The organism is uncultured Paracoccus sp. (assembly GCF_945915435.1).
In the GTDB taxonomy this organism is placed as follows: domain Bacteria; phylum Pseudomonadota; class Alphaproteobacteria; order Rhodobacterales; family Rhodobacteraceae; genus Paracoccus.
Map to the genome: position 1 here is coordinate 61,038 of NZ_CAMEFG010000001.1, position 12,041 is coordinate 73,078.

At 66.5% G+C, this 12,041-nt stretch carries 12 protein-coding genes; 9 read left to right on the forward strand and 3 right to left on the reverse strand.

Features of this window, described 5'->3' with window-relative positions:
- Nucleotides 1–56: 56 nt before the first annotated feature.
- From Q0O97_RS00345 to Q0O97_RS00370, 6 genes are read left to right on the forward strand one after another with little or no spacing between them, the layout of a single operon-like run.
- Complete coding sequence (locus tag Q0O97_RS00345; RefSeq protein WP_294923138.1) at nucleotides 57–1,091, forward strand: rod shape-determining protein; 1,035 nt, start codon at nucleotides 57–59, stop codon at nucleotides 1,089–1,091.
- A 6-nt stretch (nucleotides 1,092–1,097) separates the two neighbouring features.
- Nucleotides 1,098–2,015 carry a rod shape-determining protein MreC gene (gene mreC, locus Q0O97_RS00350; protein WP_294923142.1) on the forward strand — a complete coding sequence of 306 codons (918 nt, stop codon included), beginning with the start codon at nucleotides 1,098–1,100 and terminating at the stop codon, nucleotides 2,013–2,015.
- Nucleotides 2,008–2,544, forward strand: coding sequence for a rod shape-determining protein MreD (locus Q0O97_RS00355; protein WP_294923144.1), 537 nt, complete (start codon nucleotides 2,008–2,010; stop codon nucleotides 2,542–2,544). The genes mreC and Q0O97_RS00355 overlap by 8 nt, the downstream gene beginning before the upstream one ends.
- A gap of 3 nt (nucleotides 2,545–2,547) precedes the next feature.
- Nucleotides 2,548–4,491, forward strand: coding sequence for a penicillin-binding protein 2 (mrdA, locus tag Q0O97_RS00360; protein ID WP_294923147.1), 1,944 nt, complete (start codon nucleotides 2,548–2,550; stop codon nucleotides 4,489–4,491).
- Nucleotides 4,491–5,630 carry a rod shape-determining protein RodA gene (gene rodA, locus Q0O97_RS00365; protein WP_294923149.1) on the forward strand — a complete coding sequence of 380 codons (1,140 nt, stop codon included), beginning with the start codon at nucleotides 4,491–4,493 and terminating at the stop codon, nucleotides 5,628–5,630. Before mrdA ends, rodA begins: the two co-directional genes overlap by 1 nt.
- Before the next feature lie 16 nt (nucleotides 5,631–5,646).
- Nucleotides 5,647–6,567 carry a glyoxylate/hydroxypyruvate reductase A gene (locus tag Q0O97_RS00370; protein ID WP_294923152.1) on the forward strand — a complete coding sequence of 307 codons (921 nt, stop codon included), beginning with the start codon at nucleotides 5,647–5,649 and terminating at the stop codon, nucleotides 6,565–6,567.
- Between the two features lie 25 nt (nucleotides 6,568–6,592).
- On the opposite strand, the gene Q0O97_RS00375 is transcribed toward Q0O97_RS00370, so the two are convergent.
- On the reverse strand, nucleotides 6,593–7,837 hold the full coding sequence (locus Q0O97_RS00375) for a Zn-dependent hydrolase (protein ID WP_294923436.1): 1,245 nt from the start codon (nucleotides 7,835–7,837) through the stop codon (nucleotides 6,593–6,595).
- 152 nt (nucleotides 7,838–7,989) lie between these two features.
- On the opposite strand from Q0O97_RS00375, the gene Q0O97_RS00380 reads away from it, so the two are divergent.
- Both Q0O97_RS00380 and Q0O97_RS00385 read left to right on the forward strand, forming a co-directional pair.
- Complete coding sequence (locus Q0O97_RS00380) at nucleotides 7,990–8,964, forward strand: ABC transporter substrate-binding protein (RefSeq protein ID WP_294923155.1); 975 nt, start codon at nucleotides 7,990–7,992, stop codon at nucleotides 8,962–8,964.
- A 44-nt stretch (nucleotides 8,965–9,008) separates the two neighbouring features.
- Complete coding sequence (locus tag Q0O97_RS00385) at nucleotides 9,009–9,617, forward strand: YitT family protein (RefSeq protein ID WP_294923157.1); 609 nt, start codon at nucleotides 9,009–9,011, stop codon at nucleotides 9,615–9,617.
- A gap of 23 nt (nucleotides 9,618–9,640) precedes the next feature.
- Here the strand turns inward: Q0O97_RS00385 and Q0O97_RS00390 are convergent, their stop codons facing one another.
- Together Q0O97_RS00390 and Q0O97_RS00395 are read right to left on the reverse strand one after the other, a co-directional pair.
- The gene (locus Q0O97_RS00390; protein ID WP_294923160.1) at nucleotides 9,641–9,985 is read right to left on the reverse strand and encodes an ArsC/Spx/MgsR family protein; all 345 of its coding nucleotides are present in this window, start codon (nucleotides 9,983–9,985) and stop codon (nucleotides 9,641–9,643) included.
- Nucleotides 9,986–10,055: 70 nt separating this feature from the next.
- Nucleotides 10,056–11,360, reverse strand: a complete 1,305-nt coding sequence (locus Q0O97_RS00395; protein WP_294923163.1) for a DUF3422 domain-containing protein — start codon at nucleotides 11,358–11,360, stop codon at nucleotides 10,056–10,058.
- Between the two features lie 164 nt (nucleotides 11,361–11,524).
- Between Q0O97_RS00395 and Q0O97_RS00400 the strand changes: the two genes are divergently transcribed.
- Nucleotides 11,525–12,040: a L,D-transpeptidase family protein gene (locus Q0O97_RS00400; protein WP_294923166.1), complete on the forward strand. Its 516-nt coding sequence runs from the start codon at nucleotides 11,525–11,527 to the stop codon at nucleotides 12,038–12,040.
- Nucleotide 12,041: the final 1 nt, after the last annotated feature.

Below are 12,041 nucleotides of genomic sequence, written 5' to 3' on the forward strand. Positions count from 1 at the left end.
GGGGCGCAGGGCAAGATGGGCAGGCCGGGAAAACCGGCGCGAAAGGTATGGCGGGCATGGCATTCGGCGGGTTGTTTTCGACCGATATCGCAATCGACCTTGGGACGGCGAACACGCTGATCTATGTCAAGGGCAAGGGCATCATCCTGAACGAGCCTTCGGTCGTGGCGTTTCACGTCAAGGACGGCAAGAAACAGGTCCTCGCGGTGGGCGAAGACGCCAAGCTGATGCTGGGCCGCACCCCCGGCAGCATCGAGGCGATCCGCCCGATGCGCGAAGGCGTCATCGCCGATTTCGACAGCGCCGAGGAAATGATCAAGTATTTCATCCGCAAGGTCTTCAAGCGCACGACGTTTTCCAAGCCCAAGGTCATCGTCTGCGTGCCGAACGGTGCGACTCCGGTCGAAAAGCGCGCGATCCGGCAATCGGTGATTTCCGCGGGCGCGCGCAAGGCCGGGCTGATCGCGGAACCCATCGCGGCGGCCATCGGTGCGGGCATGCCGATCACCGATCCGACCGGCAGCATGGTCGTCGACATCGGCGGCGGCACGACCGAGGTGGCGGTGCTGTCGCTTGGCGACGTGGTCTATGCACGTTCGGTCCGCATCGGGGGCGACCGGATGGATGACGCGATCATCAGCTACCTGCGCCGCAGCCACAACCTCTTCATCGGCGAATCCACGGCCGAGCGGGTCAAGACCCAGATCGGCACGGCGCGCATGCCCGACGATGGGCGCGGCGCCGCGATCATGGTGCGGGGGCGCGACCTGCTGAACGGCATCCCCAAGGAGATGGAGATCACCCAGGCGATGGTGGCCGAGGCGCTGACCGAGCCGGTCCAGCAGATCTGCGAGGCCGTCATGGCCGCGCTGGAGGCCACGCCCCCCGACCTGGCCGCCGACATCGTCGACCGTGGCGTAATGCTGACCGGCGGCGGCGCCATGCTGGGCGAGTTGGACCTTGCGCTGCGCGAGCAAACCGGCCTGATGGTCAGCCTGGCCGACCAACCGATGAGCTGCGTCGCCCTGGGCACCGGCAAGGCGCTGGAATTCGAAAAGCAGCTTCGCCACGTCATCGACTACGACAGCTAGGCCGTCATGGCGCGCAAGGGGCCAGATTTCGCCACCCCGGTCCGGCGGATCCTGATCTTTCTGCTGGTGCTGGCGCTGCTTGCGGCCTTCCTGTTCTGGCGTATCGAGGGCAGCCGGGCCGAACGCATGCGCGCGGCCTTCGTCGACCGCTTCGTGCCCAGCTTTGAATGGGTGATGTCGCCCGCGACCCACCTGACGCGAATGGTGCGCAGCTTCCAGTCCTATTCGCGCCTCTACGAACAGAACCAGGAGTTGCGGCGCGAGTTGCAGACCATGTCCGCCTGGAAAGAGGCCGCCGTCCAGCTTGAACAGGAAAACGCCAAGCTGCTGGCGCAGAACAACGTGCGGATCGACCCAGCGCTGACCTCGGTTTCGGGCGTGGTGATGACCGACAGCGGAACGCCCTTTCGCCAGTCGGTGCTGCTGAATGTCGGCGCGCGCGACGGGATCGTCGATGGCTGGGCCACGATGGACGGGCTGGGGCTGGTCGGGCGCATCTCGGGCGTGGGCGAGACCACCAGCCGCGTGTTGCTGCTGACCGATCCTTCGTCGCGGATACCGGTGACCATCCAGCCCTCGGGGCAGCATGCGTTGCTGAGCGGGGACAACACCCCCCTGCCGGTGCTTGAATTCATCGAAAGCCCCGAAAACGTGCGCCCCGGCGACCGCGTCGTCAGTTCGGGCGATGGCGGGGTCTTTCCGCCGGGGCTGCTGGTCGGACAGGTCGCGCTGGCCACCGACGGGCGGCTGCGGGTGCGCATGTCCGCCGATTACGGGCGGTTGGAGTTCCTGCGCGTGCTGCGCAGCCACCCGGCCGAGCGGTTGTCGGACAGCGGGCGGCTGATCCCGCCGCCTTCCGCCGATTTCGTCGGCCCGCCGCTGCCACCCTGGACCATGCCGGAAGGCAACGGCGCCGATGATTGACCCGCTCAAACGCCGCCAGCTTATGGGCATGGTGCTGTTTGCGCTGATCGCGCTGGTGCTGCTGCTGGTCCGGCTGCTGCCGATCAGTCCCGGCGCGATCCCCCTGCCCGGTCCAGACCTGACGCTGTGCCTGGCTTTCGTCTGGGTTCTGCGCCGCCCCGAACAGGTGCCGGTCCTGCTGATCGCCGCCGTTTTCATGGTCGAGGACATCGTCCTGATGCGTCCTCCGGGCCTGTGGGCCGCCGTGGTCGTCCTGGGAACCGAGGCCGCGCGGCTACGTGAACCCCGTTGGCGCGAGCATCCTTTCATGGTTGAATGGGGCCGGGTCGTCCTGGTTTTCGCGCTGATGATGCTGGCCAATCGTTTCATGCAGGCGGTCGCCTTTCTGGAACTGCCCTCGTTCGGGCAGGTCTTCCTGCAATTCCTGGCGACGGCCTTCGCCTATCCCTTCGTGGCACTGGCGACGCGCTGGCTGCTGGGGCTGCGCCGGCTGGCCATCGCCGAGGCCGAGATCATGAGGCACCGCTGAACCATGCGCAAATCGCCGAAGGAAATCATGGAAAGCTCGCGCTCGGTCTCGCGCCGGGGGGTGCTGATCGGCGCGATCCAGGCGGCGGTGATCGGGGTGCTGGGGTTGCGGTTGCGCTCGATGCAGTTGGAACAGGCGGACCAGTATCGGCTGCTGGCGGACGGAAACTCGATCAAGATCAGGCTGTTGCCACCCGCGCGCGGGCTGATCCTGGACCGCAACGGCACCGTGATCGCGGGAAACGAGCAGAACTATCGCGTCACCCTGACGCGCGAGGAAGCGGGCGATGTCAGCGCCGTCATCGCGCGGTTGCGCCATATCATCCCGATGACCGACGCCCAGGCAGCCGCCGTCATCGCCGAGATCATGCGCCGCCCCGCCGTCACCCCCGTCAGCGTTGCCGACCGCCTGACATGGGACGAATTCGCCGCCATCGCGCTGAACGCGCCGGCGCTGCCCGGCATCACCCCCGAATCGGTCCTGTCGCGCATCTATCCGCAGCGCGGCGATTTCGCGCATGTGCTGGGTTATGTTGGCCCGGTGTCGGATTACGACCTGTCCCGGATCGAAAGCCCCGACCCCGTGCTGCGCCTGCCCGAGTTCCAGTTGGGCAAGGTCGGCGTCGAGGCCCGGCTGGAGGAAAACCTGCGCGGCAAGGCGGGTGCCCGCCGGGTCGAGGTCAACAGCGCCGGGCGCGAGATGCGCGAACTCAGCCGCCAGGAAGGCCAGCAGGGCGCCGCCGTGCAGATGACGCTGGACGCCGGTTTGCAGAATTTCTGCACCCAGAGGCTGGGCGAGGAAAGCGCCGCCGCCGTTGTCATCGACGTGACGAATGGGGATATCGTGGCGATTTCGTCCTCGCCCGTCTTTGATCCCAACATGTTCGTGCGCGGGATCTCGGGGCCGAATTACCGGGCGCTGCTGAACCACGACCACCGCCCACTGGCCGACAAGACCGTGCAGGGCGTCTATCCGCCCGGCTCGACCTACAAGATGATCACCCTGCTGGCGGGGCTGGAGGCGGGCATCATCAATGCCGGATCGCGTTTCTACTGCCCCGGCTATCTGCAAGTCGCCGGTCGCCGCTTCCATTGCTGGAGCAGGGGCGGCCACGGTTCGGTCGATGCGATCCAGAGCCTCGAACAATCCTGCGACGTCTATTATTACGAATTGGCGCAGCGCGTCGGAATCGAACGGATGTCCGAAATGGCCCGCCGCTTCGGCCTTGGCATGCGCCACGACCTGCCCATGTCGGCGGTGGCCGAGGGCATCGCCCCGGACCGCGAGTGGAAACGCAACCGCCACGGCCAGGAATGGCAGGTGGGCGATTCGATCAACGCCAGTATCGGCCAGGGATTCGTGCTGACCTCGCCTTTGCAACTGGCGGTGATGACCGCGCGGCTGGCGACGGGGCTGAAGGTGGAACCGCGCCTGATCAGGGCCGTGAACGGCATCCCCGAACCCTCGCCCGAATTCGAGGATATGGGAATCAACCCGCTGAATTTACGCACGGTTCGCATGGGAATGGACGCCGTGATGAACGCCAGTCGCGGCACGGCGCGGGGGTCGCGCGTGGTCATTCCGGAATGGCGGGTGGCGGGCAAGACCGGCACCAGCCAGGTGCGCAACATCACCGCCGCCGAACGGGCGCGGGGCGTGGTGCGCAACGACCAGTTGCCCTGGAACCGGCGCGATCACGGGTTGTTTGTGGGCTATGCGCCCTATGACCATCCGCGCTATGCGGTCTCGGTCGTGGTGGAACATGGCGGCGGGGCCTCTGCCGCCACCCCGATCGCACGCGACATCCTGCTGTTTGCGCTGAACGGCGGCCTGCCGCCGCTGGACGCCTACCCCCCCGGCCAGCGCGGCGGGGTCGAGGAACTTTTCGACAGCATGAACCTTGCGCCGAACGCCGTGGTCGCACAAAGCGGACGGGCGCGGGCCTGATGAGCTATCTCGATTACAAGGTCGCGCAGGTCCCGACCGGCATCCGCAAGATCCTGCATATCAACTGGCCGCTGGTCTTTCTGCTGACGGCGGTGGCCAGCTTCGGGTTCCTGATGCTCTATTCGGTCGCGGGCGGGCGGATCGAGGTCTGGGCGCAACCGCAGATGATCCGCTTCGGCATCGGCATGGTGCTGATGCTGGCGCTGGCCTTCGTGCCGATCTGGTTCTGGCGCACCATCGCCATTCCCTTTTACCTCATCTGCATCCTGCTGTTGGTCGCGGTGGACCTGTTCGGCGACGTCGGCATGGGCGCGCAGCGCTGGCTGGACCTGGGCTTTTTCCGCCTGCAACCGTCCGAGTTGATGAAGATCTCGCTGGTGCTGATGCTGGCGGCCTATTACGACTGGCTGCCGCTGGACCGGGTGTCGCGCCCCCTGTGGGTGCTGGTGCCGGTCGTGCTGGCGCTGATCCCGACCGGGCTGGTGCTGCAACAACCCGACCTTGGCACGGCGATCATGCTGGTCGCGGGCTGCGGGATCGTGATGCTGGCGGCGGGGGTCAGCCTTTGGTATTTCGGCGCGGTGATCGGCGGCGTGGCCGGGCTGGTCTATGCCGTCTTTGCCAGCCGGGGGACCGACTGGCAGTTGCTGCGCGACTACCAGTTCCGCCGCATCGACACCTTCCTGAACCCCGGATCGGACCCGCTTGGCGCGGGCTACAACATCACGCAGGCGCAGATCGCGCTTGGCTCGGGCGGGTGGTCGGGGCGGGGCTTCATGCAGGGCACGCAATCGCGGCTGAACTTCCTGCCCGAGAAACACACCGACTTCATCTTCACCACCCTGGCCGAAGAGTTCGGCTTTGTCGGGGCGTTCTCGCTCTTGATGCTCTATGCGCTGATCCTGGGCTTCTGCCTTTTCTCGGCGCTGACCAACCGCGACCGCTTCGCCAGCCTGCTGACCATCGGCATCGCGGGCACGTTCTTTCTGTTCTTCGCCGTCAATATCGGCATGGTGCTGGGGTTGCTGCCCGTCGTCGGCGCGCCCTTGCCGATGGTCAGCTATGGCGGCACGCAGATGATGATCCTGCTGATGGCCTTCGGCATGGTGCAATCGGCCCATGTCCACAGGCCGCATTGAAGAAAGAGGTTTTCCGATGAAGGTGCTGTTCGCCGCGCCCGCCGATGGCTGGGACAGGTGGCAAGGCCCGCTGACGCGCGCCTGCCCCGAGATGGAGCTTTGCCGCGAGGGCGATCCCGCCGGCTTCGACGCGCTGATCTATGCGCCGGGCTACCCCGAGGATGGCGGGACGCTGGACTTCACCCCCTTCACCCGCTCCCGCGTCGTGCAAAGCCTGTGGGCCGGGGTCGAGCGGATCGTGACCAACCCGACCCTGACCCAGCCGCTTTGCCGCATGGTCGATCCGGGGCTGGCGCAGGGCATGGCCGAGTTCTGCACCGGCTGGGCCTTGCGCGCACATCTGGGCATGGACCGCTTTGCGCAGGACGGCAAATGGCGCGGCGGCGAGGTTCCGCCCGTCGCCTCGGGCCGCCGCGTCACCGTCCTGGGAATGGGCGAGATGGGGCGCGCCACCGCGCAGGCCCTTGCCGGGCTTGGGTTTCAGGTGACCGGCTGGTCCGCCTCGGGCCGACCGGTCCAGGGGATCGAGGTTCTCGCGGGCGACCAGCTCGACCTTGCGCTGGCGCGGGCCGAGATCCTTGTCTGCCTGCTGCCCGACACGGCGCAGACCCGCGACCTGCTGGACCTGCGCAAGCTGGCGCTGATGCCGCGGGGAAGCTGGCTGATCAATGCCGGGCGCGGCACCCTGCTGCCGGAATCCGACCTGCTGCGCGCGCTGGATCTTGGCCGCCCCGGCCATGCGGTTCTGGATGTCTTCCGGCACGAACCCCTGCCGCAGGATCACCCCTTCTGGCAGCATCCGGGCGTGACCGTCACCCCCCATATCGCCGCCGCGACGCGGCCCGAAACCGCCGCGCCGGTCGTCGCGGAAAACCTGCGCCGGGCGATGGCGGGCCGCCCGCTGCTGCATATGGTGGACCCATCGCGCGGATATTGAACCGCCGGATCAGGCCGCGGGGTTTTCAGCCCCGCACCACCCCGGCGGTTTCCAGCACGGCGTGCAGCAGCACGTCCGCGCCCTTTCGCGCCCATTCGGGGGTGATCTCTTCCGCCTCGTTATGCGACAGCCCGTCCACGCAGGGGCACATGATCATCACGGTCGGCGCGACGCGGTTGATCCAGCAGGCGTCATGCCCCGCGCCCGAAACGATATCCATATGGCTATAGCCAAGCCGGCCGCAGACCGCGCGCACCCGTTCCAGCAAGCCCTCGTCGAAGGCGGGCGGATCGAAGCGGTTGACGATCCGGTGGCTGAATTCGCAACCCAAAGCCTCGCATATGGCAGGGGCGCGGTCCAGGAATTCCTGCGTCATCTCTTGCAGGACGGGCAACAGGTGGCTGCGAAAATCTATCGTGAAAACAGCCTTTTCGATGATGATGTTGGGACTGTTTGGAAAGACCTCGACATGACCGACGGCACCGACGGCGGCGGGCTGGTGCTTCATGGCGACCTCATGGGCAAGTTCGGTCAGTTGGGCCAGCCCGCGCCCCGCATTGCGCCGCATCGGCATGGGGGTCGAGCCGGTATGCTGGCCCCGTCCCGTCACCGTGCATTCGATCCAGCGCAGCCCCTGCCCGTGGGTGACGGCGCCGATGTCCTTGCCCTCGGCCTCGAGGATGGGGCCTTGTTCGATGTGATATTCAAACATGGCGTGGATCCTGCGGTCGCCGGGCCTTTCGTCGCCCTTCCAGCCGATCCGCTCAAGCTCGTCGCCGAAACGCAGCCCCTGCGCATCGGTCTGCGACAGCGCATCTTCCTGTTCGATCGCCCCCACAAAGACGCCCGAGGCCATCATGGCGGGCGTGAAGCGCGCGCCTTCCTCATTGGTCCAGTTGGCGACGACGATGGGGCGGCGCACCCGCAGGCCAAGGTCGCGGATCGTGCGCACGACCTCCAGCCCGGCAAGGACGCCCAGAACCCCGTCGAACCTGCCGCCGGTCGGCTGGGTGTCCAGATGGCTGCCGATATAGACCGGGTCCAGCGAGGGGTCCTGCCCTTCGTGGCGCATGAACATGGTGCCCATCTGGTCGATTGCGGTGGTCATCCCCGCCTCTTCGCACCATGCCTGGAACAGCCGGCGGCCTTCGGCATCGGCGTCGGTCAGGGCCTGCCGGTTGTTGCCGCCCGCCACGCCCGGACCGATCCGGGCCATCTGCATCAGGCTGTCCCAAAGCCGACTGCCGTCCACCCGATAATTCGCCGCCATTTCGCCGGTCATCGCCGTCCCCCTGCCTGTTCGCGCATTCGGCTTGTCCTTGCCCGCCCGCCATCACATCTTGCGGCGTGGCATCGACCAACCCGTGGGCTTCACGCTAGCACCGGCCCACCCCCAGTCAAGCGCCCGATTCGGAGATTACGATGAAGATCATCCCCGCACTCGCCACCGCCCTGACGCTGCTTGCCGGCGCAGCGCGGGCGCAAGAGTCCCTGCCCCTGACGGTGCAACTCAACTGGGTCGCACAGGCTGAATTCGCAGGCTATCACGTCGCACAGGAAATGGACTTCTACCGCGACGAAGGGCTGGAGGTCACGCTGCTGCCCGGCGGTCCCGGCATCCCGCCCTTGCAGTCGTTGGCGCGGGGGCGCGCCGACGTCGCCATCGAGCGGATGCCCGCCGCGCTGGTCGCGCGCGAAAGGGGCCTGCCCGTCGTCAATGTCGCGCAGCCCCTTGGCGGGTCGGGACAGGTGCTGGTCTGCCGCACCGACAGCGGCATAGCCAGCCCGGCGGATCTTGCGGGAAAGGTTGTGGGGACATGGTTCCAAGGCCATGAATATCCGCTGACGGGCTGGCTGGCCCGGATGGGGCTGGAAGGCCAGGTCACGCTGCTGGCGCAGGACCAGGGCATCGCGCCCCTGTTGCAAGGTCAGGCCGATTGCATCAGCGCGATGCGTTATCACGAATATCCCCGCATCCTCGACACCGGCTTTCCTGCCGAGGACCTCGTCGTCCTTCCCCTGTCGGACATGCTGGAAGACGGGGTCTATACATTGGAGCAGACCCTTGCGGATCCGCAAGGGGCCGAGGCGCTGACACGCTTCCTGCGCGCCTCGATGCGGGGGTGGGAACATGCGGCGCAAGACCCAGAAGAGGCCGCGCGGATCCTGTCGCGGACCGCGCAGGGCCGCGCCCTGACGCCGGAACAGCACCGGCGCATGGTCGAGGCGGTGACCCCCCTGCTGGAGCCGGCCGGCGCGCTTGACCCACAGGCCTACCAGCGCACGGTCGATCTGCTGACCGAAGGTGGCATCCTGAGACAAAGGCCTGAAAATTCCTGGGTTTCCACCATCACCGACCGCATGGCGCCCCCCGCCGAAACCGCCCCGCCCGAGTGACGCGGCCCCTTGCGCGCATCCCCGCAAGGGGGCAAGAAGCGGGCATGAATGACAAGGTTCAAGACAAGACCCACAGCCTGCTGGACGATGCGCAGGGGTTGGCCTTCGGCAGCTTCATGGGCGCCGTCGGGGTGCTGCTGCTGACGCATCTGGGCTTTGTCACCGGGCAGACGGCGGGGCTGGCGGTGCTGATTTCCTACAGCACCGGCTGGGGGTTCGCGCCGGTCTTTTTCGTGGTGAACCTGCCGTTCTACTGGCTGGGCTACAAACGCTTCGGCCCCGGTTTCACCGTCAAAACCTTCGCCGCGGTGGCCGCCATGTCGCTGATGGTCGCCATGCTGCCGCCCTACCTGCAATTCGGCGAGATCCATCCGGGGGTGGGGGCGGTTTTCTTCGGCTTCGTCACCGGCTCGGCCTTGCTGGCGCTGTTTCGGCATGGCGCCTCGCTTGGCGGGGTGGGGATCGTCGGGCTTTACCTGCAAGACCGCACGGGGTTCCGCGCGGGCTGGACGCAACTGATCTTCGATGCCTGCCTGTTTCTGTGGGCGCTGGCCCTGTTGGACCTGGCGACCGTCGGCTGGTCTTTCCTGGGCGCGGTGGTGGTCAATCTTGTCATCGCGATCAACCACCGCCGCGACCGCTATGTCGCCTGACGCATTTCCGAACGAAAAACGGCTCAGGCCGGCACGCCAAGCGCGCGCTTGACGTTCGCCGTCCAGCCCAGCAGGCGCTGGTCCCCTGCCGCGATGGCAGGACGCTTGATCAGCGAGGGCTTGGCCGACAGCATCTGGACGGGGGTGCCCGCGCGTTCCTCTTCTGACATGGCGCGCCATGTCAGGCTGGCGCGGTTGACCAGCTTTTCGCCGAATTCGCCCGACAGCGCAGCCCATTCGTCCGTGGTCAGGGGCTGCGTCTTGACGTCGCGAAACTCGATCCGCCAACCCGCGCCGCTCAGCGCATCCCGCGCCTTCTGGCAGGTCGAGCAATGGTCAAGCCCATACATCTTCAGCGTTTTCGGCATCGGCATCCTCCGGTTGGCTGGGGTTTTCCCCTTGTGCCAAGGCCGGGCGGTGAAGTCGAGTGCCCCCTTTTCAATGCCCGCCATCGCCATCCGCATGCAGCCGCGCACGGATGCGCCGGATCGACAGCCAGACCAGCCCCACGACCACGGGCGTCAGCACCGCGATCAGCAAGGTCTTGTCGATGCCAAGCCGCTGCGCCAGCGGGGCTGTCGCATAGCCCGCCAGCCCCACCGCGTAATAGCTGATGGCGACGACCGACAGCCCTTCAACCGTGTGTTGCAGGCGCAGTTGCAGGTCGGCCCGGCGGTCCATGCGCTGCATGATGGCCTGGTTCTGCGCGCTGCGTTCGACGTCGACACGGGTGCGCAGCAACTCGCCCGCGCGTTCGGTGCGGCGCAGCATGTCCTCCAGCCGCTTTTCGGCGGATTTGACGGTGCGCATGGCGGGGGCGTAGCGGCGGGCCATGAACTCGGTCAGCATCTGCCGCCCGGCAAAGCGGCTTTCGCGCAGCACCCGGACCCGGTCCAGCACGATCGCCTCATAGGCGCCGGTCGCGCCGAAGCGAAAGGCATGCGCCGCCGCCGCCGATTCGAGCTGCGCCGAGACGGCAAGCAATTCCTGCAAGGCCAGTTCGGCGGGAAGATCGGATCTGATCATGCTTTGCACGATCTGGTTCAGGCGCGGGTCCAGCACGTTCAACTGCGCGGTCAGGTCGCGCGCGCGGCCCATGCCCAGCATGGACAGGGCGCGATAGGTCTCAAGCTCCAGCAGGCGCTGGACGATGCGGCCCACGCGGTCCTGCGGGACACCGGGCTTGACGAAGATCGCGAAACGCATCCAGCCCGCCGGGTCGATCCTGAAATCCCCGGCGACGATAGCGACCTCCTCCAGCACCCAGACGGCGGCCATGCTGTCGGGAATGAACCAGTCTTGCAGGAAAGGCTGGATATCCTGGGGATCGTCGGGCAGGTAATCGACATGGACCATGACCGCCACGATCCGCTTGCCCAGCGATTCACGCTGCCATTCGGCCGGAAAGACCTCGGCAGCCGAGGGATCGAAGGGCCGTTCCGGCAATCGCGGGGTCGAGGCGGTATAGGTCACGAATTCGGTATGGCTTTCCCACCGCAGCTTGTAGCGCCCAAGCCGCGCGGCGTAATGACCGGCGGAGATATCGGGCCGCGGCGCGGCGTGGCGCTGGCACAACTCCTCCAGGTGGCGGGCGTCCTCGGCCCGGTCGCGGTTTGCCGCGTCCCTGGGGTGCTTGAAGGCCAGGTGAACCGTCGTGCCCGGCACCGGCATCCGCGACGAAGGCCGGGCATGCAACTCGTTGACCAGTTCATAGCGGTGCGGATGTTCTTCGATCATGTCCATGGGCCGAGGTTATGCCCATGCCCCGTGAAAAATGAAGCGCAATCGAACCCTTTTCGCAACGCTGACGCAAACCGGGCACACGGGGGGTTCAGCGCATCGTGATCCACGATCCCATTGCGGGAAATGCGCGCTCAAGGCAAAGTGAAGAAAAAAGGGACAGGCAGATGAAGATTTCGCGCAGGACATTGCTTGCAGGCGCGGCGCTTGGCGCACTGACGGCTTGCTCGACCACGCCCAGCAAATTCAAGAAATACGACGGACCGCCCGTGACGCAGGTTCTTGTGCGCAAGGGCGAAAGGAAGATGTATCTGCTCAACGGCAACCGCGCGCTGAAGGTCTACAATGTCGGCCTTGGCTTCGCGCCCGTTGGCCATAAGAATTTCGAGGGCGATGGCCGCACGCCCGAAGGGCTTTATCATATCGACCGGCGCAACCCCAACAGCCGCTATCACCTGTCCCTCGGCGTGTCCTATCCCAATGAGGTCGATACGGCGCGGGCGATGGCGATGGGCCGCAGCGCGGGCAGCGATATCTTCATTCATGGCCGGGGTCCCGAGGGCCGCGCGCTGGTCCAGCAACGCTGGGACTGGACCGTGGGCTGCATCGCCGTTTCCGACGAGGAAATGGAGGATGTCTATGCCATGGTCCAGGACGGCACCCCCATCATCATCACGCCCTGAC